We start from the raw sequence: 24,719 nt of genomic DNA on the forward strand, positions 1-24,719 counted from the left end.
CCTACAGAAGAAGGGAGGCGGGGGGTTCAGGTCCACCAGTAGCGTACGAGGTGAAAGAAGATCGGCGCGGCGAAACACACCGAGTCCAGGCGGTCGAGCATGCCGCCGTGGCCTTCGATCATGTGGCCCCAGTCCTTCACCCCGCGGTCGCGCTTGATCGCCGACATGACGATGCCGCCGGCGAAGCCCAGCAAGTTGATCAGCAGGGCGATCAGGAACGACTGCCAGATAGTGAACGGGGTGATCCACCACAGCGCGCCGCCGATCAGCGAGGCCAGGAGGATGCCGCCGACAAAACCTTCCACGGTCTTGGATGGCGACAGCCGCGGGGCGATCTTGCGTTTGCCGAAGAGTTTTCCACAGACGTACTGCAACACGTCCGACATCTGCACCACGATCACCAGGTAGGCGATCAGCAGCAGGTTGCGCCCTTCGTAGCCGGCGATGTCCAGGGTCAGCAGCGCCGGGACGAACGACACGCAGAACACCGCGATCATCAGCCCCCACTGGACCTTGGAGGCGCGTTCCAGGAAGTGCGTGCTGTCGCCGCCCAGGGACGCGAGGATCGGCAGCAGCAGGAACACATAGACCGGGATGAAGATCGAAAACAGCCCGTACCAGTCGAAGTAGATCAGCAGGTATTGCACTGGCAGGGCCAGGTAGAACGCCGCCACCAGCGCCGGGTAGTCGCTGCGCCGGGTCGGCATCAGGGTCAGGAACTCGCGCAGGGCGTAGAAGGACACCGCGTAGAACAGCAGGATCACCGCGCTGGTGCCGAGCCAGAAGGCGATGCCGATCACCAGCACCATCACCCACCAGGCGTTGATGCGCGCGTTGAGGTTATCGATCACCGAGCTCGGCGCGCCACGGCTGCGCAGCTTGAGCAGAAAACCGATCAGCGAGGCCAGCACCAGTACCGCGCCGATCCCGCCGAACAACATCAGGGTTTGCCTATCCATCTCAAGAATGCTCCGGGGCCATGGCCAGCAGCGCTGCGCGGCTGCGTTCGAGGAAGTGCTCTTTGCTTTCGCCGTCCTCGAGGGACAGCGGCGCGCCGAAACTGGTGGTGCACAACAGCGGCAGGGGCAGGAAACGGCCCTTGGGCATCACGCGGTTGAGGTTGGCGATCCACACCGGAATCACCTGGGCCTGTGGGTAACTTTTCGCCAGGTGGTAGAGGCCGCTCTTGAACGGCAGCAGGCCTTCCTCCTCCAGGTTGCGCGTGCCTTCGGGGAAGATGATCAGCGAATCGCCGTTGGCCAGGGCGTCGAGCATTGGCTGCAAGGGGTTATCCACAGGCTCCTTGCGCTCGCGGTCGATCAGCACGCCATTGAACACCCGGTTGATGAGGTAGCGGCGCAGCGGGCGGGTCTGCCAGTAATCGGCGCCGGCCACCGGCCGCGTCACCTTGCGCAGCGCGGGCGGCAGCGAGGCCCAGAGCAGCACGAAGTCGCCGTGGCTGCTGTGGTTGGCGAAGTAGATGCGTTGCACCGCCTGCGGCCCGCAACCGAGCCACAGGCTGCGCGCCCCGGTGATGGTGCGGGCGGCGGAGGTGATGAGGGTGGCGACCAGGGGTTCGAGCATGAGAATTCCTTATCCGGCGATGGCCAGCCAGGGGCTGGCCAGGATGAAGCCCAGTGTCAGCAGTACTTGCGCCGCCAGCAGCCAGGCCTGGCGACGCAACAGGTTGAGGGCGCCGTGGCTGCGTTGTTGCCACGGGCGGCCGCCGGCATTCGCCGGTTGCAGGCCGAGGGCGCTCAGCGCCTGGTCCAGGGCAGCGCTGCGTTCGGCCAGCGGCAGCGGGCTGTCCGCCACCCGCTGGAACAGCTCGGCATCGAAGGCCACCCGCAACGCCCAGTACTTTTGCAACAAGCCCAGCACCAACAGGGCAACACTCAGGACGATGGCCCAGGGGGCGGACACGCCGAGCAGCCACTGGCCGAGGCCGAGCAGGGCGCCGAGCAGGCTCAGGCCTGTGGATAACAGGTCCAGTGAATGCCCGCGGCGCAACAGGCTGGCCACCGCATGCAGTTCCATATCAGTGGCCATGGGCGCTCCCCTGGGCTGTGGATAAAGGCTCCAGGGCCTTGCGGTGCGCGGGTTGCAGGACGATCTGCGGGCGCGCGCGGCGGATCTGCACGATAGCCGCATCGACGCTGACGGCGCGGCCTGTGTACAACAGCCAGGCGGCCACGGCGGTGGCGCTGCGCGAATAACCCAGGGCGCAGCAGACCAGCAGCGGCGCGTGCTCGCGCAGGCTTTCGATGGCTTGCGCGGCCTCGCGGCATTGCTCGGTGGTGGGCGCGGTCAGGTCGAGCACCGGCACGCAGCGATAGGCCAGGTGGCGACCGTCCATGGACAGTTCGGCACACAGGTCGAGCACCGCGCTGAACGGGCTGTCCTGCAGTTCACCCGGGGTCGGGATGCGCCCCAGCCAGACGTTATCCACAACCTCGTCGGGCTGTGGATGCTGGCGTGTCCACAGCCGGGAATTGATCCAGGCCGCCGCCAGATAAGGTGCCAGCAGCCAGCGCGTGGCGTTGCCCAGGCGGCCGTCCGCGCCCTTCTGGAAACCCTTGGCGTCGAACAGCCCATAGTTCAGCGCCACCAGCAGCAGGGCCAGTGCCGGCCACAACAGCCACAGCCAGGCACCGGAAAAGGCCAAGGCCGGGATGGCAAGCGCCGCGGCGCCCACGGCATAGAACGACGCCAGGCGCCAGCGCTGGCGGTCGCGGGCCAGGCGCAGGTTGTGCAGCATCCCGGGGCGGTCCAGCGGCCACAGCCAGACGCACAGCCAGCCGGCCAGGGCGCCTGTGGGCACGTCGATAAAGTGGTGTTGATAAGTGGTCAGCACCGACACGCCGATCAGCGCGAACCAGCCGTGCACCAGCCAGCGCCAGGCGCCCTGGACATGCCGCGCGTAGCAGACCCACAGCACCACCAGCAGCGCGATGTGCAGCGACGGCGCCTGGTTGAATGGCTTGTCGAAGCCGGCCAGCACGTCGAACAGCCAGCCGAACAGGCCATCCAGTTCCGGGCGCTGGAAGGTGAAACGCAGCGGCCAGAGCAGGAAGCAACTGACGGCGATGACTTGCGCGGTCAGCAGCCGCAGGGCGTGGCGCTTGAGCTCTTCGCGGCTGGTGGGCAACAGCAGGGAAAAGCCGTACAGCAGGTCGATCGACCAGTAGGGCACGATGCTCCAGGCCCAGAACGGCATCTGCCGCTCCCAGTCGAACACCAGGCTGCCGACCTCGGCGCGTTGCGCGGTGACCCAGGTGGCGAAGCCGTAGGTGCCGAAAAACAGTGGCGCCAGCAGCAACAGCCAGAGCACCGCGGGTTTCAGCAGGCCGGGCTCGCGGGTGTATGTCGCGGCGACCGTCATCATTGCACCCGCTGCGCCAGCGACACGCTGAAAATGCCCCACTGATCGACGCGCAGGGTGATCCGGAGGAACCCCGCGGCTTCCACCAGTTGGTCCATTTCGGCCTGGGTCCGGCGACGCATGACCCAGGCCTGGCCCGCGCGGTGGCTGGTCAGGGCGCGGGCGATCAGCTCCAGCTGCGGGTGCCACGGTTGCCCGGTGTAGACCAGGTAACCGCCAGGCTCCACGGCGGCGGCCAGGCCCGCCAGGGAATCGCTGACCATCTGGTTGTCGGCGAACAGCTCGTACAGGCCGGAGACCACCGCCAGTGTCGGTTTGGGCTCCAGGGCCGCGAGGTCGTCGCGGTCGAAGGCGTCGGCTTTGACGAAACGCGCAATCTCGCCCAGGCCTTTCTCGGCGATCAACGCGTTGCCGTCGCGCACGTTGATGTCGCTGTAGTCGCGCAGCAGGATCGACTCCGGCAGCGGGCTGACCCCCTGCAAGGCTTCGAGAATGTAGCGCCCGTGGCCGGCGGCGATGTCGACGATGCGCACTTCGCGCTGCTCGGCGCGCAGTTTTTCCATGGCCAGGCGCAGCAGTTCTTCCACATGCAGCTTGCGTTGGCGAATGCCGCGCCAGCCGATGGAGTCCAGGTAGTTGCGGTCGATCATCCGGCCCAGGGCCGAGGTGCCAGTGGCTTGGTTGCGGTAGACGTAGTCCAGGGTGCTGCCGGAGTCGAAACCGGTGTCGAAACCCAGCTTGACCCCGGCCGAGAGCTGGCTGCCCAGGCGCATGCTGGCGCGGGTCATGCGCCAGTACAGGTCACGCAGGGAGTTGTGCGGCAGGGGCGCCGCCAGCGCCTCGGACTCGGCGCAGGTCAGGCCCAGGCGGTCGGCGTCGAGCAGGGCCGGGCGGTTCAGCGGTCGCGCGAAGTTCTGCAGGATGAAGCGCCGGGCGCTGGCGACGGCCGGGGCCCGGGCCTTCTCGCCGAGGGTGTCGTGGAAGAAGCCCGGCAGGATGTGTTTTTCCTTGTGCAGGCTGCCCAGGCGCTCGAAGAACTGTTCCTGGGGCCGGCGATGGACGACGAAGTCGGCGCCGGAGATCAGCAACTGGGTCGGCACCTGGATCGCCTGGGCATCGGCCACCACCCGTTCGGCGGCTTCGTACAGGCCCAGCAGCACGTTCACCGAGATCGCCTTGGTGATCAGCGGGTCGCTGTCATAGGAGGCCACGCGCGCCGGGTCATGGCTGAGGAAGCGCGCCTTGACGTAGCTGTTGACGAAAAAGTTGCCGCGAAAACGCCGCATCAGCGCCAGGCCCGGGCGGGCGAAAGGCACGTAGAGCTTGACCTTGAACGCCGGCGACGCCAGCACCAGGGCGCGGATGCGCGGCGCGTAATCGTGGACCCAGGTGGCGGCAATCACCGCGCCGACGCTTTGGGCCACCACGGCCATGTGTTCTTCGTCGATGCCGTGGCTGGCCCGCAGGTGATCGCAGAAGGTCTGCACGTCGCGCACGCTGGTGGCGAAGCTCGGGCTGTCGCCACGGGCGCCGGGCGACTGGCCGTGGCCGCGGGCATCCCAGGCGAAGAAATCGAAGGCCGGCAGGTCCAGTTCGTCCACCAGGTGGGCGATGCGCGCTGAGTGTTCATGGCCGCGGTGGAACAGCAGCACCGCCTGGCGCGGGGCGTCCGAGGGGGCGGCGGTGGCCGGCCAGTGGCGGTAGAACAGCTCGACGCCGTCGTGGGTGGTGAAGGTCTGGTGGAGAGCTTCGCGCATGGCAACTTCCTTATTCCGAGGGGGCGTTTTGCTGCACTTCTTGTCGTTGGGTGTCTTGCAGTTGTACGTCGAGCAGGCCTTGGCGAACCCGGTTGATCAAGGTGTAGACCAACAACGCGGCGACCAGCGCCAGCACGCCGTTGATCCAGGCGGCGCTCAGCCAGCCCAGGGCGATGCCGGTGGCCAGCACGCCGAGCACGAACGCCCGGTCGCTCTTGCCCATGGGCCCGTCGTAGCGGCGCGAGGCGCCGATCATCGGCCCCAGCACGCCGGCGTATTCGCTGAACAGCGCCAGCAGCGTGACCAGCAGGACCAGCGGCAGGCTGACGCCGGCAATCAGCGCGAAAGGCAGGATCAGCGCGCTGTCGGCAATCACGTCGCACAATTCGTTGAGGTAGGCGCCCAGGCGCGATTGCTGGCCGAATTCCCGGGCCAGCATGCCGTCGATGGCGTTCAGCGCCATGCGCAGGATCATCCACAGCGGGATCAGGATGAACAGCCAGAGGTGGCTGGCGAAACTGGCGATCAGGGCGCCCACCAGTACCGAAATCCCTCCCGCCAGCACGGTGATCTGGTTGGCCGTGGTGCCGTTCTCGTACAGGCGCTGGACCCATGGCCGCAGCAGGTTCTGGAAGCGCGGTTTGAGCTGGTAGATGGAGAGCATGGCTGGACGTTTCCTTGTCACAAAGTGGGCCACGGATTATGGCCACAGATCTCGCGGGCTGGCATCAGCACAGCAGCGGTTTTCCCTGGGTTTGTGACGCGCCCACGGCAAATAAAGGCATAGGTAAGGGACGAAAATTTCACTACTATCGTTATATCGTAACGATTTGTGACAAATACAGCGGCCTGCCGGAGAGTTATCCACAGGCCAGAATGGGTTAACGACCAGCGTTGGGGTGCTATGCAAGTCGATCTTGAGACTGAAGGGGCGGGGGTCGAAGCCTTGCCGAGGTTTCAGCGGGCGGCCTTTCACGAACGCCGCTTGAAGCGTTGGGGCCTCGGGCTGGCGGGGCTGGCCGGGGTGGGGCTGGTGTTGGCGTTTTTCGTCGGCCTGTTTGCCCCGCAATCCTTATGGCCGGCATTGCTGGTCAATCTGGCCGCGGCCTTGCTGGTGCTGGTCGGCGGCCTGCAGGCGGCGGGCTGGGTCAGTGCCTGGCGCGCGGATGCATTGCGGACGCCGGAGGTGGCGCCGAGCCCGGAGCCGGTTGCGGATGAAGCGCTACCCGACGACGGCTGGTACGAGCGGCTGCTGGAGGGCATCAGCCGGCGTTGGTCCAGTTTGTTGGCGCAGATCGGCGCGCCGACCTTGTGGTTGGGCGGTTGGGCCTTGCTGGTGCTGTTGGTGATCGAGCAGGCGTGGAACCTCGGCCTGCCCGCTGGAACCCTGGGCCTGGCGGGCAATGTCGGCGCGGTGCTGGCGCTGTTGCTGGCCTTCGGCTTGCTGGTGTTCGAGCGCCAACTGAGCCAGGAACACCCCGGCGAATGGCCGGAAGCGGCGGCGCTGGCGCAGTTGGCGCGAGTGGCGATCATCAGCCTGGTGCTGGCGGCGCTGTGCCTGTTGTTCAGCAGCGACACGGCGCTCTGGCCGGTGCGCCTGGGCGTGCTGATCGGCGTGTTGCCGGCGCTGGTGGCCCTGGAGTTCCTGCTGCGCGCGGTATTGTCGTTATTCAGCCCGCGTCGCGCGCAACTGGAGCCGCGCATGCTGGCCCATAGCGTGGTCGCCGATCTGCTGCGCTGGCCGCCACAACCCTTGCTGGCCTTGCAGCACGAATTGCACAACCGCTTCGGCATCGACCTGCGGCAGATCTGGGCCTTCACTTATATGCGCCGGGCGTTCCTGCCGGTGCTGCTGGTGGTGCTCGGGGTGGGCTGGCTGCTCACTGGCCTGCATGAAGTGCCGTTGCAGGGGCGGGGCATCTACGAGCGTTTCGGCAAGCCGGTGGCGGTCTTTGGCCCGGGTTTGCACGCGGGCCTGCCCTGGCCGCTGGGCCGGGTGCTGAGTCTCGAGAACGGCGTGGTGCACGAGCTGGCCACCAGCGTCGGCGAAGCGCCCAGCGTGATCGAACCGGCCTCCGCCGAAGGGCCGCCACCGCTGGTGGCCAACCGCTTGTGGGACGCCAGCCATGTCAACGACAAGTCCCAGGTGATCGCCAGCGGCGCTGCCGACAAGCAGAGCTTCCAGATCGTCAACATGGACGTGCGCTTCGTCTATCGCATCGGCCTGAGCGATCAGGCGGCCCTGGCGGCGACTTACAACAGCGCCGACATTCCGATGCTGATCCGCAGCACCGCCAGCCGCATCCTGGTCCACGACTTCGCCTCGCGCACCCTCGACGGCCTGCTGGGCGAAGACCGTACCAACCTGGCCGAGGATATCGGCCGCGCGGTGCAGGCCGACCTGGAGAAACTCGACAGCGGGGTGGAGATCCTCGCCACCGTGGTCGAGGCCATTCACCCGCCGGCCGGCGCGGCCAATGCTTATCACGGCGTCCAGGCCGCGCAGATCGGCGCCCAGGCGCTGATCTCCCGCGAGCGTGGCGCGGCCAGCGAGCAGACCAACCAGGCGCAATTGCAGGCCAGCATCGCCCGCGATCAGGCCCAGGCCACGGCCCATGAAGTGCAGGCCACGGCGCAAGCGGCCGACCTGCGGTTCAGCGCCGAGCAAAAGGCCTATGCCAGCGCCGGCCAGGCATTCGTGCTGGAGCAGTATTTGAGCCAACTGAGCCAGGGCCTGCGCAACGCCAAGTTGCTGGTGCTCGATCATCGCCTGGGCGGCGCCAATGCACCGACCCTCGACCTGCGTACATTCACTTTGCCGACCGAGCCTTCGGTACCGGGTAACACCGCTCAGCCAGGAGCCGTCCATTGAGCCAGTCCCATTCCCACGATCATCAGGATCACGCCGGCCACGATCACGGCCACGGCGGGCATCACCACGGACACCATCATCACCACCACGGCGCGCCGGAAGAGGCGGGGCCCTTTCCCTGGCGGCGCATGGCCTGGGCGCTGTTGCTGGTGTTGTTCGCCGTCGCCGCGGCAAGCCTGGTGCAAGTGCGCTCCGGCGAAGCCACGGTGATTACCCGTTTCGGCAACCCGGCACGGGTGCTGCTGGAGCCGGGCCTCGGCTGGCGCTGGCCGGCACCGTTCGAGGCGGCGATCCCGGTGGACCTGCGCCTGCGCACCACCTCCAGCGGTTTGCAGGATGTCGGCACCCGCGACGGTTTGCGCATCATCGTCCAGGCCTATGTGGCGTGGCAGGTGCAGGGCGATGCGGACAACGTGAAACGCTTTATGCGCGCGGTCCAGAACCAGCCGGATGAAGCGGCGCGGCAGATCCGCACCTTTGTCGGCTCGGCCCTGGAAACCACCGCCAGCAGTTTTGACCTGGCCAATCTGGTGAACACCGATGCCAGCAAGGTGCGCATCGCCGACTTCGAAACCCAGTTGCGCAAACAGATCGAGCAACAGTTGCTGAGTACTTACGGCGTGCGCGTGCTGCAAGTCGGTGTGGAACGCCTGACCCTGCCCTCGGTGACCCTGACCGCCACCGTCGACCGCATGCGCGCCGAGCGTGAAACCATCGCCACCGAACGCACGGCCATCGGCAAGCGCGAAGCGGCGCAAATCCGTTCCGCCGCCGAGCGCGATGCGCGCATCGTTCAGGCTGATGCCACGGTGAAAGCCGCGGACATCGAAGCGCAATCGCGGGTGCAGGCGGCGGAGATCTACGGTCGCGCCTACGCCGGTTCGCCGCAGCTGTACAACCTGCTGCGGTCGCTGGACACCTTGGGCACTGTGGTGACCCCAGGCACCAAGCTGATTCTGCGCACCGATGCCGCGCCGTTCCGGGTGCTGGTGGACGGGCCGCCGACACTCGGCAATAAAGCCGCCGGGTCGCAACCATGAGTTTGGTTCCACGTGGAACACATGAACTTGGCAGCCCATGGATTCAGGCCGGTCGCCTGGCGTTTCTCGCCCTGTATGCGGTGACCGTGCTGGCAGCCCTGGCCTGGGCGTTTTCCAATGTGCGGCAGATCGATCCGCAAAATCGCGCGGTGGTCCTGCATTTCGGCGCCCTGGATCGCATCCAGAACGCCGGCTTGTTACTGGCCTGGCCGCAGCCGTTCGAACAGGTGGTGCTGTTGCCCGCCGCAGACCGGGTGATCGAACGCCGGGTGGAAAGCCTGCTGCGTTCCGATGCGGCCTTAAAGGGTGACAAGGTGGCCAGTTTCGCCGTGCCCCTGAGCGATGCCCTGGCCGGTTCCGGTTACCTGCTGACCGGCGACGCCGGGGTGGTGCAACTGGATGTGCGGGTGTTCTATAAGGTCACCGAGCCTTATGCCTTTGTATTGCAGGACGAGCATGTGTTGCCGGCGCTGGATCGGTTGGTGACCCGCAGTGCCCTGGCCCTGACCGCCGCCCGCGATCTCGACACGATATTGGTGGCGCGTCCGGAACTGATCGGCGCCGACAATCAGGCCGCCGAGCGTCGCGAACGGCTGCGCGGTGATCTGGTGCAGGGCATCAACCAACGGCTGGCGGATCTGGCGGCGACCGGGCAGGGGATCGGCATCGAGGTGACCCGGGTCGACGTCCAGTCCAGTCTGCCGGGGCCGGCGGTCAGCGCCTTCAACGCGGTGCTGACCGCCAGCCAGCAAGCCGACAAGGCGGTGGCCAACGCTCGCACCGAAGCCGAAAAACTCACGCAAACCGCCAACGAACAGGCCGACCGCACCTTGCAGGTGGCGCACGCCCAGGCTGGTGAGCGCCTGGCCAAGGCCCAGGCCGACACCGCGACCATCCAGGGCCTGGCCCAGGCGCAACGCAACGGCACCGACCCGGAAATGCTCCTGCGCATCTACCGCGAACGGCTGCCGAAGATTCTCGGCCAGGCCGGCTCGGTGACCACGGTCAATCCCCAAGACGATTCCCGCCTGATTATTCAGGGAGCCCAACCATGACTGCCCACACCCATGCCGCCGCGCCGGCGAGCATGCTCACCTCCGCAGAACAACGTAGCGCCGCGCGTCAGCTGACCCTGGCCATGCTCGCGTTGGGGCTGCTCGGTCTGGGCCTGGTCTGGCGCTGGCTGGCCCCGGAGCAGACCGGCGTCAGCCAGTTGCTGCTGGGTTTCGCTTCGTTGCTGGTGGCACTGCCGGTGATGCGTTCAGCCTGGTACAGCCTGCGTTACCCGAGCCTGCACGGCATCACCGACCAGTTGATCGCCCTGGCCATGCTCGGCGCCTGGGCCACCGGCGACCTGCTGACCGCGGCGCTGTTGCCGATCATCATGATCTTCGGCCACGTGCTGGAAGAGCGCAGCGTGATCGGCTCCCAGGAAGCCATTCATGCCCTGGGCCGCTTGACCCGCAGCCATGCGCGCCTGGTGCAGGCCGATGGCAGCATTGGCGAGGTGGACAACGCCACGCTCAAGGCCGGCGATGTCGTCGAAGTGCGTGCCGGTGACCGGGTGCCCGCCGATGGTTTGGTGCTGTCCGGACAGGCCAGCCTCGACACCGCACCGATCACTGGCGAGTCGGTGCCGCTGGAGGCCGATGTCGGCATGCAGGTGTTCGGCGGGGCGATCAACCTCGACGGCCTGTTGCGCCTGGAAGTGACCCGCACCGGCCACGAATCGACCTTGGGCAAGGTCATCGCGCTGATGCAAAGCGCCGAACGTTCCAAGCCGCCGATCACCCGTTTGCTCGAACGTTACGCCGGCAGTTACATGGTGCTGGTGTTGCTGCTGGCGGCGGTGACCTGGTTCATCACCCACGATGCCCAGGCGATGCTCGCGGTGCTGGTGGCGGCCTGCCCCTGTGCCTTGGTGCTGTCCGCGCCGGCCACGGCGATTGCCGGGATCGCCGTGGCGGCGCGGCACGGCATCCTGATTCGCAGCTCGGCGTTCCTCGAGGAACTGGCGGATCTGACCTCGCTGGTGGTGGACAAGACCGGCACCCTGACCTTCGGCACCTTGCGCCTGCAATCGATCGACAGCCCGCGGGAAGATCGCCAGGCCTTGTTGAACCTGGCGGCCAGCCTCGGTTCGGCCAGCAGCCACCCGGTCAGCCGCGCGCTGGCCGGCCTGGTGGCCCAGGAGCATTTCCTGGTGCTGTCAGATATTCGCGAACGCCAGGGGCTGGGAGTGGTGGCGCAGACCGAGCAGGGCGAAGCCGCCCTGGGGCGTCCCGAGTTGTTCGGCCAGCTCGACATCGCCACCACGGCGGTGCCCGAACATGACGGACCGATTGCCGGGCTGGCGCTGAACGGTGAATTTCTCGCCTGGCTGTTGCTGGCCGACAGCGTCAAGCCGGAAGCGCGGTTTGCCCTCGACGAGCTGCGCGAACTGGGGCTGGGCCGCCAGTTGTTGCTGACCGGCGACCGCCAGAGCGTGGCCGACAGCCTGGCGCGGGATGTCGGCATCGGCGATGTCGAAGCCCAGGCGTTACCGGAAGACAAACTCAAGCGCGTGCTGGGGGAAATCGACAGCGGTTTCCGGCCGATGGTGGTGGGCGACGGGATCAACGATTCCCTGGCGCTCAAGGCTGGCGTGGTCGGTGTGGCCATGGGCGCGGGTGGGGCGGACATTGCCCTGGCGTCGGCCGATATCGTGCTGATCGGCAGCGACCTGCGGCGCCTCGGCACCTGTGTGCGCCTGAGCCGCCAGTGCCGCCAGACCCTGCAGGTCAATGTGATCATCGGCCTGGGCTGGACCCTGGCCATCGTCGCCTTTGCCGCGTTCGGCTGGCTCGGCGCGGCGGGGGCGATGATCGCGGCGGTGCTGCATAACCTCAGCACCTTGCTGGTGCTGGGCAATGCCGGGCGCTTGCTGCGTTTCCAGGAGCCATTGCTCAAGTTGTAGGGGCGTGGGCCGGGGCGGAAAAGCGCGGGTTTGAGCGTCTGGAGCTAGAATTAAACTAGGTCGAACTGTGCGCCCGCCTGGCGGTCATCTGTGAAGAGGGCCCAGCTTCCGGGACGGTCGGCTGGCTGTTCAGCAGGGATTGTTGCACTGCCGGCACTGATGAATTTCAGCTATCAGATCGATAGCCTGCTAATTTTTCAGTATGGTCTAACCTCACTCAGACGTCTGAAACAAGGGGGATAATCCATGCTCGCGCAACTTCCACCGGCCTTACAGAATCTGCAACTACCGCTACGCCTGCGACTCTGGGACGGCCATGAGTTCAACCTGGGGCCGGCGCCCAGCGTCACTATTGTGGTCAAGGACCCGCAACTGGTCACCCAGCTCGCCCATCCCACTCTCAACTCGCTGGGAGCGGCGTTCGTCGAGGGCAAACTTGAGCTGGAAGGCTCTATCAGCGAAGTCATCCGGGTTTGCGACGAGCTGAGCCAAGCGCTGCTGGACAGCGAGGAAGAAGTGCTGCCAGTACGTTCCCTGCACGACAAGGCCACCGATGCGGCCGCCATCTCCTACCACTACGACCTTTCCAACGACTTCTACCAGCTGTGGCTCGACAGCGACATGGCCTATTCCTGCGCCTATTTCGAGACCGGCAGTGAGAGCCTGGAACAGGCCCAACAGGCCAAATTTCGCCACCTGTGCCGCAAGCTGCGCTTGCAGCCTGGTGAATATCTGCTGGATGTCGGTTGCGGCTGGGGCGGGCTGGCGCGGTACGCGGCGCGAGAATTCGGGGCCAAGGTCTTCGGTATCACCCTGAGCAAGGAACAACTGGCGCTGGCCAGGGAGCGGGTGATCGCCGAAGGCTTGCAGGACCTGGTGGAACTGCAATTGCTGGACTACCGCGACCTGCCCCAGGACGGCCGCTTCGACAAGGTGGTGAGCGTCGGCATGTTCGAGCACGTGGGCCACGCCAACCTGGCGCAGTACTGCAAGACACTGTTTGGCGCGGTGCGCGAAGGCGGCCTGGTGATGAACCACGGAATCACCGCCAAGCACACCGATGGACGTCCCGTGGGCCGTGGAGCCGGCGACTTTATCGAGAAGTATGTGTTCCCCAATGGCGAGCTGCCGCACCTGGCGATGATCTCGGCCGAGATCAGCGAAGCGGGGCTGGAGATCGTCGACGTGGAAAGCCTGCGCCTGCATTACGCCCGCACCCTGGACCACTGGAGCGAGCGTCTGGAAGACAACCTGGAAGCCGCCTCCCGGCTGGTGCCGGAACAGGTCTTGCGCATCTGGCGCCTGTACCTGGCCGGCTGTGCCTACGCCTTCGCCCGCGGCTGGATCAACCTGCACCAGATTCTCGCGGTCAAGGCTCACGCCGATGGCAGTCATGAGCTGCCCTGGACCCGCGACGACCTGTATTACTCATGAAGCGCCGACGCTAGAGGATCGGTGAAATAAGCCGGGCGACCCGCATGCCAAGTTGTTGCAGGCGGTGGGTTTCCCGGCTTTCTTCTTTGGCGATTTCGCGGGAACGCTCGAAGTCGAGGTTGAGCATCTGTTCCACCTCCCTGGCGAAGGCTTCGTCCACGGTCAGCAACATCACCTCGAAATTCAGGCGGAACGAGCGGTTGTCCAGGTTGGCGCTGCCGATCGCGCTGATTTCGCTGTCGATCAGCACCACTTTCTGGTGCAGGAAACCCGGCTGATAACGGAACACCCGCACCCCGGCGCGTACGGCTTCGAAGGCGTACAGGCTGGACGCCGCGTAGACGATCCGGTGGTCCGCGCGCGACGGCAGCAGGATCCGCACATCCACCCCGCGCAGGGCAGCCAGGCGCAAGGCGGCGAACACGGCCTCGTCGGGAACGAAATAGGGGCTGGTGATCCACACCCGTTCGGTCGCCGCGTGGATGGCTTCGACGAAGAACAGCGAGCAGGTTTCATAAGGGTCCGCCGGGCCGCTGGCCAGCACCTGGCACAGCACGCCGTCATCGGGGTAGGTGTCCGGCAGGATCAACGGCGGCAATTGCCGCGAGGCCCAGAACCAGTCTTCGGCGAAGGATTCCTGCAGGCAGGCCACCACCGGACCGCTGACCGAAACATGGGTATCGCGCCAAGGCGCCAACGGCGGTTTTTTCCCCAGATATTCGTCGCCTACGTTATGCCCGCCGACAAACCCCAGCAGGCCATCCACCACCACTATCTTGCGGTGATTGCGAAAGTTGATCTGGAAGCGGTTGAGCCAGCCGCTGCGGGTGGCGAAGGCATGCACCTGGATACCGGCGTCGCGCAGGGGCTGCACATAGGCGTGGGGCAGGGAATGGCTGCCGATGCGGTCGTAGAGCAGGTGGATCGCCACGCCTTCGCCAGCCTTTTTCAGCAGCAGCGCTTGCAGGCGTCGGCCAAGGTCGTCGTCGTGGATGATAAAGAACTGGATCAGCACCGCCGTGCGGGCACGTTCGATGGCCTGGAAAATCGCGGCGAAGGTGGCATCGCCGTTGACCAGCAGTTGTACATGGTTGCTGGCCAGGCAGGGCATGCGGCCCAGCTTGGGCATGGCCCGCAGCGAGGTGTAGGCGGCGGAGGCGCGGGCGCTCAGGGCCTCCTCGATCCAGGGGCGCCAGTTCAGCTCGTTGATCGCCTTGCGCATCTCCAGGTTGGCCTGGCGCCGGGCCTTGATATAGGCATCGAAGGTGCTGCGGCCGAACACCAGATAAGGGATAAGGGTCAGGTACGGCATGAACAACAGCGACAGGGCCCAGGCGATGGAGCCTTGGGCGGTCCTGACGGTCAGCACGGCGTGGATGGCGGCGATCAGGCCGAGAAAGTGCAGGGTGGCAATCAGATAGCCAAAAATATGTGGGCCAAAATAATCCATGGGGACAGCCTTGCTCCTGAAGATTCAATGCTGGGGTCCGTATGAAAAGCGGCGTGCCGGGCGCCTTCGGCGCTACGTGCAAAGCTCGCCAACTCTTCGTTGCAGACCCTAACAGACCATGTTCGAGCATGATTGTCGCTAATTAATTCGCCATGCAACGCCGCTGCATTTTTGGCGTCTAACGGCCACTACTGTCTAGGAGTCATTCGATGAAGCTTCGTCTACTGGGTTTGGCCATGGCCGCCGTTGTCTCGCTTCCGCTGGCCGCGCAGGCCCAGATGCTGCAACCGGGCCTGTGGGAACTGACCACCAGCAACATGAAAGTTGATGACCAGAGCCTGCCGGACCTGTCGTTGATTCTCGGTCAGTTGCAACAACAGCTGACGCCCGAGCAACGGGCGCAGTTGGAGAAGCAGGGCGTGACCATGGGCGGCAAGGGCATCCGCGTGTGCCTGACGCCGGAGCAGGTGAAGTCCGACACCATCCCGCTGCAGGACCCGCAATCGGGTTGCCGCCAGGAGGTCACCGACCGCACCTCCAACCAGTGGAAATTCCGCTTCAGCTGCCCGAAAGCCCAGGGCTCGGGCGTGGCGAAATTCCTCAGCGATCGTGAGTTCACCACCAACGTCATCGGCACCTTCAATGCCACCGGCTTCCAGCAGAAGGGCAGCATGGACACCCGTGCGGTGTGGCTGGGGCAGGATTGCGGGACGGTCAAGCCAAGAGCCTAAGAGCATCGCGAGCAAGCTCGCTCCTACAGGGGATCGTATTAAACCTGTAGGCGCGAGCTTGCTCGCGATGGCGTCTGTCGCTACAACTCTATCCGCAAGCGCTCCACCACCTCGCTCACCGCCCACCGCCCCAGGTCCTCGCCATTGCGGCTGCGCAAGCTGACAAATCCCCCGTCCTTTTCCTTGTCGCCCACCACCAGCAGGTACGGCACCTTTTGCAGGCTGTGCTCGCGGATCTTGTAGCTGATCTTCTCGTTGCGCAGGTCGGCGCTGGCTCGCAGGCCCTGGCGTGACAGGCTGTCGGCCACCGACCGGGCATAGTCCGCCTGACCTTCGCTGATGTTGATCACCACCGCCTGCCGCGGCGCCAGCCAGCAGGGCAGGGCGCCGCTGTAATGCTCGATGAGGATGCCGATAAAACGCTCCAGGGAACCGAACAGCGCGCGATGCAGCATCACCGGGCGCTGGCGTTCGCCGTGCTCGTCGATGTAGCTGATATCGAAACGTTCCGGCAGGTTGAGATCGACCTGCAGGGTGCCGCATTGCCAGTCACGGCCGATGGCGTCGCGCAGCACGAACTCCAGTTTCGGGCCGTAGAACGCGCCTTCGCCAGGGTTGATCCGGTAGTCGATCGCCATCGTTTCCAGGGCGCCGGACAAGGCGCCTTCCAGCTGGTCCCACAGCGCGTCGCTGCCGATGCGATGGGCCGGCCGGGTGGAGAGCTTGACCGCGACGTCGTGGAAGCCGAAGTCGCGATAGATGTCGAACACCAGGGCGATGGTGCTCGCGCATTCCGCCTGCATCTGCGCCGGGGTGCAGAAGATGTGCGCGTCGTCCTGGGTGAAGTGGCGCACCCGTAGCAACCCGTGCAACGCGCCGGAGGGTTCGTAGCGATGCACCTTGCCGAACTCGGCGATGCGCAGCGGCAGGTCGCGGTAGCTTTTCAGGCCACGGCTGAAGATCGACACCGCGCCGGGGCAGTTCATCGGCTTGAGGGCGAACACCCGCTGGTCTTCGGTGGTGGTGCTGAACATATGGTCGCGGTAGTTCTGCCAGTGCCCGGAGGTTTCCCAGAGGCCGCGGTCCATCACATCCGGGGTGTTCACTTCCTGATAGCCGGCCTGGTCCTGGCGCCGGCGCATGTAGCCGATCAGTTGCTGGAACAGGGTCCAGCCCTTGGCATGCCAGAACACCGAACCCGGCGCGCAGTCGTCGAAGTGGAACAGGTCCAGTTGCTGTCCGAGCTTGCGGTGGTCGCGCTTGCCGGCTTCTTCCAGGCGGGTCAGGTAGTCCTTGAGGTCTTTCTGGGTGGCCCAGCAGGTGCCGTAGATCCGTTGCAGCGGCGCGTTCCTGGCATCGCCGCGCCAGTAGGCGCCGGCGACCTTGGTCAGCTTGAACGCCTGGAGGATGCCGCTGAACGGCACGTGGGGGCCACGGCACAGGTCTTCGAAATCGCCCTGGCGGTACAGCGACAGCACCTGGTCCTGCGGGATGTCGCGGATCAGCTCGGCCTTGTAGTGCTCGCCCAGGCTGGCGAAGTATTCCAGGGCGTCGTCACGGCTCAGCTCGCGCCGGCGTACCGCATGGTTGGTCGCGGCCAGGCGGGTCATGCGCGCTTCGATGCGCTGCAGGTCGTCGGGGGTAAAGGGCCGTTCGTAGGCGAAGTCGTAAAAGAAGCCGTCCTCGATCACCGGGCCGATGGTGACCTGGGCCGAGGGGTACAACTCCTTCACCGCCATGGCCAGCAGGTGCGCGCAGGAGTGACGCAGGATCTCCAGGCCCTCGGGCTCGCGGGCGGTGACGATGCTGACCCGGGCATCGCCCTCCAGCATAAAGGAGCAATCCACCAGTCGATCGTTCACCCGGCCGGCGACCGCCGCCCTGGCCAGGCCGAGGCCGATGCTCGCGGCCACCTCGTACACGGAAAGCGGCTGGTCGTACTCACGTTGTGAGCCGTCGGGCAGGGTGATGTGAATCATCGGGTGTTCCTTGGTGTTCCTGGGGAGGGGTTCAGGGAAGGGATCAGCGGGTAAAACGCAGCGGCAAACCCTGGCAGTTGTCGTAGAGGCGCCCGGCGTGCCAGGCCAGTTGCCCCGATACCAGGGTGGTGTCGACGCTGTGCCGGAAACGCCGTTCGGCGAAGGGCGTCCAGCCGCACTGGGCGAGGATCGGTTGCTGGGCCACGGCGAGGCCCTCGGGCTCGGGCCTGATCAATACCAGGTCGGCCCAGTAGCCTTCGCGCAGGTAGCCGCGATCGGGAATGGCGAACAGGTCGGCGACCCGGTGGCTGGTTTTCTCCACCAGGGTGGTGATGGGCAGCACGCCATCGGCCACCAGTTCCAGCAGGGCGGGCAGGGCGTGTTGCACCAGCGGCAGCCCGGAAGGCGCCTGGCGGTAGGGCAGCTGTTTCTGTGCCCAGGTGTGCGGCGCGTGATCGCTGCCGATTACATCCAGGCGGTTGCCGAGCAAGGCCTGGCGCAGGGCGTCGCGGTCGGCCCGGGTCTTGATCGCCGGGTTGCATTTGATCAGGTGCCTGAGGCGCGCGTAATCACGGTCGTCGAACAGCAGGTGGTGCAGGCAGACTTCGGCGGTGATGCGCTTTTGCGCCAGGGGCTGGTCTTCGAACAGTTCCAGTTCGCGGGCAGTGGTCAGGTGCAAGACATGCAGGCGAGTGCCGTGACGCTTGGCCAGATCCACGGCCAGCGACGAGGAGCGATAGCAGGCTTCGGCATCGCGGATCAGGGAGTGGGCCACGGCGGGAATCGCTTCGCCGAAACGCTCCTGCATGCGCCGTTCGTTGGCCTGGATGCTGGGCGTGTGTTCGCAGTGCGCCAGGAGAATGGTCGGCACCTCGGCGAACAACCGCTCGAGGACCTGCGGATCGTCCACCAGCATGTTGCCGGTGGAGGCGCCCATGAACACTTTGACCCCGGCCACCAGGCACGGATCGAGGGCGGCGACCGTGTCGAGGTTGTCGCGGCTGACGCCGAAGTGAAAGCCATAGTTGGCCACCGAGTGGATCGCCGCTCGGCGCTTCTTGTCCTCCAGCGCGGCCAGGGTCAGGGTCGCGGGCTGGGTGTTGGGCATGTCCATGAAACTGGTGATGCCACCCGCCACGGCCGCCCGCGACTCGCTGTGGAAGCTGCCTTTCTCCGGCGCGCCGGGATCGCGGAAATGCACCTGGTCGTCGATCATGCCCGGCAGCAGCCACTGGCCCTGGGCGTCGATTTCGGTGCGGGCATTCTCGCCTTCGATGCTGCTGGCGATCTTGACGATGCGCCCGTGGTCCACCAGCAGGTCGGCGTCGAACTCGCGTCCTTCATTGACCAGCCGGGCGTTGCGAATCAGCACGCTGTTCATGTTCAGAACTCGTTCTGCAGGGCTTTGTAACCGCGCACCAGATCGACGTTGGTGCGCGCCACGTCTTCGGAAAACTCCGAGGCGCTGACGCTGACCGGCGGGAACTGCGAGAGGTCGGTGTTGGGCCCGATGCGGGTGGTGGAGGGCACGTAGAAGCCTTGCGGCAGGTCGCGGCCATCGACCACCGAGTTGTGTCGCACCACGCTGCCGTTGCCGACCGCGCAGTTGAACAGCACGCTGTTGAAGCCGATGAAGACCCGGTCGCCGACCGTGCACGGGCCATGGACGATGGAGCGGTGGGCGATGGAGGTGAACTCGCCGATGGTCACCGCCGCGCCGGATTTGGAGTGGATCACCACGCCGTCCTGGATGTTCGAATTGGCGCCGATGACGATCGGGTCCATGGCGCCTTGCTCGTTGACTTCGTCGGCACGAATCACCGCGTAGGGGCCGACGAATACGTTCTCGCCGATCACCACCTTGCCGCAGATGATGGCGGTCTTGTCGACATAGGCCGACTCGGCGATGACCGGCAGATCGCCGGAGGGGTTCTTGCGAATCATGCTGGGGTTTCCTGTAGCGGCGCGCTGATGATCTGCACCGCGCCGTCGCGAATGGCGTTGTAGAAACAGTTGGGGCGCCCGGTGTGGCAGGCCGGGCCTTGCTGGTCCACCAGCAGCAGGACGGCGTCGCCGTCGCAGTCCAGGCGCGCTTCGAGCAGGCGCTGGCGATGCCCCGAGCTTTCGCCCTTGCGCCACAGTTGCCGGCGCGAGCGCGACCAGTAGCAGACCTGCCCGCTGGCCAGGGTCTCGGCCAGCGCCTTGCGGTTCATCCAGGCCAGCATCAGCACCTCGCCGCTGTCGTGCTGTTGGGCGATGGCGGCGATCAGGCCGTCGGCGTTCCATGGCAGGGCATCGAGAACGCTGGTGAGCGGCCAACGGCTGCCCAGAGGCGCGCTTTCCAGGTCGAGCATCGACAGCGGTGGGCGCTTGTTCATGGCTGGCTCAGGGCGTCGTACAGGGTGTTCAGGTTGTATTCGAACAGCCCGGTGAAGGTGCTGGCTGGCCCCTGCGCAGAGAGGGCGTCGGAGTACAGGGTGCCGCCGATATGGGCGCCGCTTTCGTCGGCGATCTGCTTGAGCAGGCGCGCGTCCTTGATGTTCTCCATGAACACCGCCTTGACCTTGGCGTTGCGGATCTGGGTGATCAGCGCCGCGACTTCGGCGGCCGAGGGTTCGCGTTCGGTGGACAGGCCTTGCGGGGCCATGAAGTCGATGCCATAGGCCTGCCCCAGGTAACCGAAGGCGTCGTGGGAGGTGACGATCTTGCGGTTGCCCGGCGGCAGCGCGCCGAACTTGGCCTTGGCTTCGGCCAGCAGCGCGTAGATCCGTTTCAGGTAGGCCTGGCTGTTGCGTTCGTAATCAGCTTTGTTCGCCGGGTCGGCGGCCACCAGCGCCTTGGTGATGTTGCTCACATAGAGTTCGGCGTTCGCCAGGTTGTGCCAGGCGTGCGGGTCGGGCACGGTCTCGCCGTCCTCATCCAGCGAGCGCGGGATCACTCCGCGACTGGCGGTGATCACCGTGGCCCGGGTGCCGGTACTGGCCACCAGGCGATCCAGCCAGGGCTCGAAACCCAGACCGTTCTTGATGATCAGCCGGGCCTTGAGCAGGGCCTTGGCATCGTCCGGCGTCGGTTCGTAGGTGTGGGCGTCGGCGTCCGGACCGACCATGTCGGTGATCTGGATATGCTCGCCGCCGACCTGGCGGGTGATGTCGGCGAGGATGCTGAAGCTGGTGACCACAGCGAGTTTGTCCGCGGCCTGGGCGGGCGACAGCGACAACGGCAGCAACAGACTGAAGAGCACGAGTAGGGCGCGCATCGGGGAACACCTCATGGGGATGTGAGCAAAGGCGGGCGGCGCAGCAGACCGTGCACCGGACCGAACACCACGGACAGCAGGTACAGGCCGCCCGCCACCAGGACGATGGCCGGGCCGCTGGGCAGCGAGTAGTGGAACGACAGCAACAGGCCGAGCCACACCGAGAGGCAACCGAGCACCGCGGCAATGCCGATCAGCACCGGCAGGCGGCGACTCCAGAAGCGCGAAGCGGCGGCCGGTAGCATCATCAGGCCGACCACCATCAAGGCGCCGATGGCCTGGAAACCGATCACCAGGTTCAGCACCACCAGGGTCAGGAATAGGCCGTGGGCGAGGGGGCCGAGGCGGCTGACGCTGTTGAGGAACAGTGGGTCGAGGGTGTCCAGCAGCAACGCTTTGTAGATCAGCGCCATGGCCAGCAGGCTGAGTCCGGAGACCCAGAGCATGCCCTCCAGGGTCGGCCCGTCCACCGCCAGGGCCGAGCCGAACAGCAGGTGCAGCAGGTCCAGGCGTTTGCCGGCGAGGCCGAGAATCAGCACGCCGCTGGCCAGGGAAATCGGGTAGATCGCGGCCAGGCTGGCGTCCTCGCGCAAGCCGGTGCGCCGGGTAATCCAGGCGGCCAGGCCGGCCATGCCGAGTCCGGCGCCGAGGCCGCCGAGCGTCAGTGCCGGCAGGCTCAACCCAGCGAACCAGAAGCCCAGCGCCGCGCCGGGGAGGATGCCGTGGGCCACGGCGTCGCCGATCAGGCTCATGCGCCGCAGGATCAGGAACACCCCCAACGGTGCTGTGCTGCATGCCAGCGCCAGGCCGCCGAGCAATGCCCGGCGCATGAACACGAACTCGTGGAAGGGCTGCCAAAGCTGGGCGGCGGCGAGCATCAGGCCACCTGCATCTGAATGGGCTGGACGATCAGTTCTTCGCTGCTGCCGAACCGGCAACCGCTGGCCTTGATCAGCAGGGCCTGGGGGATGTGCTGACGCACGGCGGCGAGGTCATGGCAGACCACGATTTGCGTGCGACCTTGCTGCTGCCAGCTGTGGATGTGTTTCCACAGCAGGGCCTGGCCCAGCTCGTCCAGGGCGGCGTGGGGTTCGTCCAGCAGCAACAGCGGGGCATCGGCGAGACTCAGGCGGGCGAGCAGGGCACGTTGCAATTCGCCACCGGACAGGGCCATCAACGGGCGTTGTTCCAGGCCGCTCAGGCACCAGTCTGCGAGCACCTGCTGCAAACGTCCGGCACGCTGTTGCGCGCTTTGCCGATCGCCCCAGAAACCGGCGGCCACCAATTCCTGCAGGGTGATGGGGAACTGCCGGTCGAGGTACTGCTGCTGCGGCAGAAAGGACAGGCCGCCACGGCGAGGGACCTGCAACTTGATCTTCCCGGCCAAGGGCTTTTGCAGGCCGGCGATGACTTTCAGCAGGCTGCTTTTGCCCGAGCCGTTGGCGCCGATGATGGCGGTCAGGCTGCCGGGCTCCAGCTCAAGGTCGAGTGCCGGCGTCAGCGGTTGGCCGGGCGCGCCCCAACGTAGCGATTGCAGGCTGATCATGCGAGCTCCCAGTTCCAGCGGCTCTCGGCCACGGCGTCATGGGCGTGCAGGCTTTCGGCGTGCACCACGCGCACCTGGAAGGCGCGGATGCCTGGCGAACGTTGCAAGGCGAGGTTCAGGCGGCGCGCGGCGTCTTCGCAGAACATCAGGTTTTGCCCGTTGGCCAGGGCGAAGGCTTGTTCGTCGGCGCGTTTCACCGCGGTTTGCACGGCAGTACCGAGGGCGGCTTCGGCGTCGTTGATCGCCGCCATCAACGGCAACTCATCGAGAAAATCATCCAGGCGCAACTGCAATTGCGCGGTGCTGCGCTGGCTGTGGGGCGTGGCGACTATGCCTTTCGAGGAGCCGAGCCAGGTCAGGATGTCTTCATGGTGCAGCGCCCGGTTGGCGAAATCATCGATGAATTGTTGCTGAATCAGCTGCCTGGAAAGCGCGGCTGAACAGGGGCACGTCGAGGAATAAGGCACCTCGATTTTTAGTTCCACGTGGAACATTGCGTTTTTCAGGTGCGCTTCGATGCTCACCGGATAGGTTTTCCAGCCGGCCAACGGGCTGATCAAGGCGGGGCGTTTCAGTAGCAGATCGGCATGAATTCGCAGGTAGGCACTGCTGGACAGCCCGTCGTGGCTGTCGAGAAAACGTTGCAGTACCTGGCGCATCAGGGCCGGGGTGAGATTTTCCTGTTCGAGCATTTCCAGCGCCAGATACAGGCGCGACATATGAATGCCGCGGGCTTCGCCGTCGTCGAGGCTGACGCCGGCATCCGCTGTTGCGCCAATCCGCTGGCCATCAAACAACACAGGTAAGGCAATGCCACACATGCCCACCCACTCAAGGGGCAGGGCCTGGCGTGCGGCCTGCGCGGCGATATCCGGCAGAGTCAGCGCATTCATGAGCAGGTCCATCGTTGGAAACAATCCGACATGTTATATTATAACAATGCAGTCGATGAAACCTTTTTCCTGAACGTTTTTTCATCAAGCCTTTCGAGTACGGATGCTCCTCAATCTGCGGTGTAAGTCATGCACAGACGTCAGTTGCTCAACCTGCTGTTGGCCAGCGCGGCCTTGGTTCTGCCTTTGGGGGTGTCCGCCACCCAGATTCGCAACCTGCGGTTATGGAACTCAGCCGACAAGCTGCGCCTGGTGCTCGATCTGAGTGGGCCAGTGCAGTACAAGACCTTCTCTCTCAGCGCGCCGGAACGGCTGATCATCGACCTTCGCGGCGCGCAGCTCAGTGGCGATTTCAGCCAACTGGCCCTGGCCAACACGCCGATTCGCTCGATCCGTTCCGGGCACTTTGGCCAGGGCGATACGCGGATCGTCCTCGACCTGGCCGAACCGCTGCGGCTCGACAGCTTTTTGCTGCCGCCCCAGGACGGCCAGGGCCACCGCCTGGTGCTCGACCTGAGCAATGCCAGCCGCGTCCCGCAGCAGATCGTGGCGGTCGCCGCTCCCGTTTTGCCGCGTGAAACACCGGCGGACCGGGGGCATCCCAAGCGCGACATCATCGTGGTGGTCGACCCGGGTCATGGCGGCAAGGACCCGGGGGCGGTCGGCGCCCGTGGCGAACGGGAGAAGGATGTGGTGCTGGCGATCGCCCAGCTGCTGGCCAAGCGGCTGAAGCGTGAGAAGGGCTTCGATGTGAAGCTGGTGCGCAACGACGATTTCTTCGTGCCGCTGCGCAAGCGGGTGGAGATCGCCCGCAAGCACAAGGCCGACATGTTTATCTCGGTGCATGCCGATGCGGCGCCACGCCTGACGGCGTCCGGGGCTTCGGTTTACGCGCTGTCGGAAGGTGGTGCGACGTCGGCCACGGCGCGCTTCATGGCGCAGCGGGAGAACGGCGCCGACCTGCTGGGCGCCACCAGCCTGCTCAACCTGAAAGACAAGGACCCGATGCTCGCCGGGGTGATTCTCGACATGTCGATGAACGCCACCATTGCCGCCAGCCTGCAGTTGGGCGGCACCGTATTGGGCAGCCTGGCGGGCATCACCACCCTGCATCAGAAGCGCGTGGAACAGGCCGGTTTCGCGGTGCTCAAGTCCCCCGACGTGCCCTCGATCCTGGTGGAGACCGGCTTCATCTCCAACAGCCGCGACAGCCAGCGCCTGGTCACCGCGCGGCACCAGCAGGCGATTGCCGATGGGCTATTCGCGGGCTTGCAGAGCTACTTCCAGAAGAACCCGCCGGTGAACAGCTACATGGCCTGGTTGCAGGAGCAGAAAAAAGCCCAGGCCTGACGCGGCCCAGCCTGCTTCTGTAGGAGCACAGCTTGCGTGCGATGAAGACGCTGCGGTGTATCAGCTATAC

22 protein-coding genes are annotated in these 24,719 nt (G+C 65.6%); 7 read left to right on the forward strand and 15 right to left on the reverse strand.

The features are described 5' to 3' along the window. Positions 1-26: 26 nt before the first annotated feature. From J4E58_RS08405 to J4E58_RS08430, 6 genes are read right to left on the reverse strand one after another with little or no spacing between them, the layout of a single operon-like run. Positions 27-959: a phosphatidate cytidylyltransferase gene (locus tag J4E58_RS08405; RefSeq protein ID WP_007927638.1), complete on the reverse strand. Its 933-nt coding sequence runs from the start codon at positions 957-959 to the stop codon at positions 27-29. A 1-nt stretch (position 960) separates the two neighbouring features. Continuing rightward, positions 961-1,584 carry a 1-acyl-sn-glycerol-3-phosphate acyltransferase gene (locus J4E58_RS08410; protein ID WP_087087392.1) on the reverse strand — a complete coding sequence of 208 codons (624 nt, stop codon included), beginning with the start codon at positions 1,582-1,584 and terminating at the stop codon, positions 961-963. A 9-nt stretch (positions 1,585-1,593) separates the two neighbouring features. Then, positions 1,594-2,049, reverse strand: coding sequence for a hypothetical protein (locus tag J4E58_RS08415; RefSeq protein ID WP_087087394.1), 456 nt, complete (start codon positions 2,047-2,049; stop codon positions 1,594-1,596). Further along, complete coding sequence (locus tag J4E58_RS08420) at positions 2,039-3,382, reverse strand: phosphatase PAP2/dual specificity phosphatase family protein (protein WP_087089251.1); 1,344 nt, start codon at positions 3,380-3,382, stop codon at positions 2,039-2,041. The genes J4E58_RS08415 and J4E58_RS08420 overlap by 11 nt, the downstream gene beginning before the upstream one ends. Beyond that, positions 3,382-5,139, reverse strand: a complete 1,758-nt coding sequence (locus tag J4E58_RS08425) for a bifunctional alpha/beta hydrolase/class I SAM-dependent methyltransferase (RefSeq protein WP_087087396.1) — start codon at positions 5,137-5,139, stop codon at positions 3,382-3,384. The genes J4E58_RS08420 and J4E58_RS08425 overlap by 1 nt, the downstream gene beginning before the upstream one ends. A gap of 10 nt (positions 5,140-5,149) precedes the next feature. Further along, on the reverse strand, positions 5,150-5,803 hold the full coding sequence (locus tag J4E58_RS08430) for a CDP-alcohol phosphatidyltransferase family protein (RefSeq protein ID WP_087087398.1): 654 nt from the start codon (positions 5,801-5,803) through the stop codon (positions 5,150-5,152). A gap of 240 nt (positions 5,804-6,043) precedes the next feature. On the opposite strand from J4E58_RS08430, the gene hflK (J4E58_RS08435) reads away from it, so the two are divergent. The 5 genes from hflK (J4E58_RS08435) to cfaB all read left to right on the forward strand — a co-directional run bounded on the left by hflK (J4E58_RS08435) (position 6,044) and on the right by cfaB (position 13,441). Then, on the forward strand, positions 6,044-8,011 hold the full coding sequence (gene hflK, locus J4E58_RS08435) for a protease modulator HflK (RefSeq protein ID WP_087087400.1): 1,968 nt from the start codon (positions 6,044-6,046) through the stop codon (positions 8,009-8,011). Then, positions 8,008-9,051 (forward strand): protease modulator HflC, encoded by a 1,044-nt coding sequence (hflC, locus tag J4E58_RS08440; RefSeq protein ID WP_087087403.1) that lies wholly within the window; start codon positions 8,008-8,010, stop codon positions 9,049-9,051. Before hflK (J4E58_RS08435) ends, hflC begins: the two co-directional genes overlap by 4 nt. Then, a complete protein-coding gene (gene hflK / locus J4E58_RS08445) occupies positions 9,048-10,106 on the forward strand; it encodes a protease modulator HflK (RefSeq protein ID WP_087087405.1) in 1,059 nt (352 codons plus the stop codon). The genes hflC and hflK (J4E58_RS08445) overlap by 4 nt, the downstream gene beginning before the upstream one ends. Beyond that, a complete protein-coding gene (locus J4E58_RS08450) occupies positions 10,103-12,007 on the forward strand; it encodes a cation-translocating P-type ATPase (protein ID WP_087087407.1) in 1,905 nt (634 codons plus the stop codon). The genes hflK (J4E58_RS08445) and J4E58_RS08450 overlap by 4 nt, the downstream gene beginning before the upstream one ends. Before the next feature lie 246 nt (positions 12,008-12,253). After that, the gene (cfaB, locus tag J4E58_RS08455; protein ID WP_087087409.1) at positions 12,254-13,441 is read left to right on the forward strand and encodes a C17 cyclopropane fatty acid synthase CfaB; all 1,188 of its coding nucleotides are present in this window, start codon (positions 12,254-12,256) and stop codon (positions 13,439-13,441) included. A 10-nt stretch (positions 13,442-13,451) separates the two neighbouring features. On the opposite strand, the gene cls is transcribed toward cfaB, so the two are convergent. Continuing rightward, positions 13,452-14,891, reverse strand: coding sequence for a cardiolipin synthase (gene cls, locus J4E58_RS08460; protein ID WP_087087411.1), 1,440 nt, complete (start codon positions 14,889-14,891; stop codon positions 13,452-13,454). A 209-nt stretch (positions 14,892-15,100) separates the two neighbouring features. Here cls and J4E58_RS08465 point away from each other — a divergent pair, with 209 nt between their 5' ends. Further along, positions 15,101-15,622 carry a DUF3617 domain-containing protein gene (locus J4E58_RS08465; protein ID WP_007927620.1) on the forward strand — a complete coding sequence of 174 codons (522 nt, stop codon included), beginning with the start codon at positions 15,101-15,103 and terminating at the stop codon, positions 15,620-15,622. An 80-nt stretch (positions 15,623-15,702) separates the two neighbouring features. Here J4E58_RS08465 and thrS read toward each other — a convergent pair whose 3' ends face one another. Genes thrS through folE2 form a run of 8 tightly spaced genes read right to left on the reverse strand, consistent with a single transcriptional unit; the run spans position 15,703 to position 23,299 of the window. Further along, a complete protein-coding gene (gene thrS / locus J4E58_RS08470; protein WP_087087413.1) occupies positions 15,703-17,601 on the reverse strand; it encodes a threonine--tRNA ligase in 1,899 nt (632 codons plus the stop codon). A 43-nt stretch (positions 17,602-17,644) separates the two neighbouring features. Then, positions 17,645-18,982 carry a dihydroorotase gene (locus J4E58_RS08475; protein WP_087087415.1) on the reverse strand — a complete coding sequence of 446 codons (1,338 nt, stop codon included), beginning with the start codon at positions 18,980-18,982 and terminating at the stop codon, positions 17,645-17,647. Between the two features lie 2 nt (positions 18,983-18,984). Beyond that, a complete protein-coding gene (locus tag J4E58_RS08480) occupies positions 18,985-19,545 on the reverse strand; it encodes a carbonate dehydratase (RefSeq protein ID WP_053263163.1) in 561 nt (186 codons plus the stop codon). Beyond that, on the reverse strand, positions 19,542-19,979 hold the full coding sequence (hisI, locus tag J4E58_RS08485; protein ID WP_087087416.1) for a phosphoribosyl-AMP cyclohydrolase: 438 nt from the start codon (positions 19,977-19,979) through the stop codon (positions 19,542-19,544). Before hisI ends, J4E58_RS08480 begins: the two co-directional genes overlap by 4 nt. Then, a complete protein-coding gene (locus J4E58_RS08490) occupies positions 19,976-20,860 on the reverse strand; it encodes a metal ABC transporter substrate-binding protein (RefSeq protein WP_087087418.1) in 885 nt (294 codons plus the stop codon). Before J4E58_RS08490 ends, hisI begins: the two co-directional genes overlap by 4 nt. 11 nt (positions 20,861-20,871) lie before the next feature. Continuing rightward, entirely contained in the window at positions 20,872-21,738 is an 867-nt protein-coding gene (locus tag J4E58_RS08495; RefSeq protein ID WP_087087421.1) for a metal ABC transporter permease, read from the reverse strand. Then, entirely contained in the window at positions 21,738-22,406 is a 669-nt protein-coding gene (locus tag J4E58_RS08500) for a metal ABC transporter ATP-binding protein (RefSeq protein ID WP_087087423.1), read from the reverse strand. Before J4E58_RS08500 ends, J4E58_RS08495 begins: the two co-directional genes overlap by 1 nt. Next, a complete protein-coding gene (folE2, locus tag J4E58_RS08505; RefSeq protein ID WP_007927611.1) occupies positions 22,403-23,299 on the reverse strand; it encodes a GTP cyclohydrolase FolE2 in 897 nt (298 codons plus the stop codon). The genes J4E58_RS08500 and folE2 overlap by 4 nt, the downstream gene beginning before the upstream one ends. A gap of 129 nt (positions 23,300-23,428) precedes the next feature. Here folE2 and J4E58_RS08510 point away from each other — a divergent pair, with 129 nt between their 5' ends. Beyond that, complete coding sequence (locus J4E58_RS08510; RefSeq protein WP_087087426.1) at positions 23,429-24,649, forward strand: N-acetylmuramoyl-L-alanine amidase; 1,221 nt, start codon at positions 23,429-23,431, stop codon at positions 24,647-24,649. The last annotated feature ends 70 nt before the right edge of the window (positions 24,650-24,719 follow it).

This window comes from Pseudomonas sp. FW305-25, from assembly GCF_017351415.1.
Lineage (GTDB): Bacteria > Pseudomonadota > Gammaproteobacteria > Pseudomonadales > Pseudomonadaceae > Aquipseudomonas > Aquipseudomonas chlororaphis.

What these genes read in the sequence shown, in the direction of transcription:
- J4E58_RS08405 (WP_007927638.1), bottom strand. Translation starts at nt 959, where the DNA reads ATGGATAGGCAAACCCTGATGTTGTTCGGCGGGATCGGCGCGGTACTG.
- J4E58_RS08410 (WP_087087392.1), bottom strand. Translation starts at nt 1,584, where the DNA reads ATGCTCGAACCCCTGGTCGCCACCCTCATCACCTCCGCCGCCCGCACC.
- J4E58_RS08415 (WP_087087394.1), bottom strand. Translation starts at nt 2,049, where the DNA reads ATGGCCACTGATATGGAACTGCATGCGGTGGCCAGCCTGTTGCGCCGC.
- J4E58_RS08420 (WP_087089251.1), bottom strand. Translation starts at nt 3,382, where the DNA reads ATGACGGTCGCCGCGACATACACCCGCGAGCCCGGCCTGCTGAAACCC.
- J4E58_RS08425 (WP_087087396.1), bottom strand. Translation starts at nt 5,139, where the DNA reads ATGCGCGAAGCTCTCCACCAGACCTTCACCACCCACGACGGCGTCGAG.
- J4E58_RS08430 (WP_087087398.1), bottom strand. Translation starts at nt 5,803, where the DNA reads ATGCTCTCCATCTACCAGCTCAAACCGCGCTTCCAGAACCTGCTGCGG.
- hflK (WP_087087400.1), top strand. Translation starts at nt 6,044, where the DNA reads ATGCAAGTCGATCTTGAGACTGAAGGGGCGGGGGTCGAAGCCTTGCCG.
- hflK (WP_087087405.1), top strand. Translation starts at nt 9,048, where the DNA reads ATGAGTTTGGTTCCACGTGGAACACATGAACTTGGCAGCCCATGGATT.
- J4E58_RS08450 (WP_087087407.1), top strand. Translation starts at nt 10,103, where the DNA reads ATGACTGCCCACACCCATGCCGCCGCGCCGGCGAGCATGCTCACCTCC.
- cfaB (WP_087087409.1), top strand. Translation starts at nt 12,254, where the DNA reads ATGCTCGCGCAACTTCCACCGGCCTTACAGAATCTGCAACTACCGCTA.
- cls (WP_087087411.1), bottom strand. Translation starts at nt 14,891, where the DNA reads ATGGATTATTTTGGCCCACATATTTTTGGCTATCTGATTGCCACCCTG.
- J4E58_RS08465 (WP_007927620.1), top strand. Translation starts at nt 15,101, where the DNA reads ATGAAGCTTCGTCTACTGGGTTTGGCCATGGCCGCCGTTGTCTCGCTT.
- thrS (WP_087087413.1), bottom strand. Translation starts at nt 17,601, where the DNA reads ATGATTCACATCACCCTGCCCGACGGCTCACAACGTGAGTACGACCAG.
- J4E58_RS08475 (WP_087087415.1), bottom strand. Translation starts at nt 18,982, where the DNA reads ATGAACAGCGTGCTGATTCGCAACGCCCGGCTGGTCAATGAAGGACGC.
- J4E58_RS08480 (WP_053263163.1), bottom strand. Translation starts at nt 19,545, where the DNA reads ATGATTCGCAAGAACCCCTCCGGCGATCTGCCGGTCATCGCCGAGTCG.
- hisI (WP_087087416.1), bottom strand. Translation starts at nt 19,979, where the DNA reads ATGAACAAGCGCCCACCGCTGTCGATGCTCGACCTGGAAAGCGCGCCT.
- J4E58_RS08490 (WP_087087418.1), bottom strand. Translation starts at nt 20,860, where the DNA reads ATGCGCGCCCTACTCGTGCTCTTCAGTCTGTTGCTGCCGTTGTCGCTG.
- J4E58_RS08495 (WP_087087421.1), bottom strand. Translation starts at nt 21,738, where the DNA reads ATGCTCGCCGCCGCCCAGCTTTGGCAGCCCTTCCACGAGTTCGTGTTC.
- J4E58_RS08500 (WP_087087423.1), bottom strand. Translation starts at nt 22,406, where the DNA reads ATGATCAGCCTGCAATCGCTACGTTGGGGCGCGCCCGGCCAACCGCTG.
- folE2 (WP_007927611.1), bottom strand. Translation starts at nt 23,299, where the DNA reads ATGAATGCGCTGACTCTGCCGGATATCGCCGCGCAGGCCGCACGCCAG.
- J4E58_RS08510 (WP_087087426.1), top strand. Translation starts at nt 23,429, where the DNA reads ATGCACAGACGTCAGTTGCTCAACCTGCTGTTGGCCAGCGCGGCCTTG.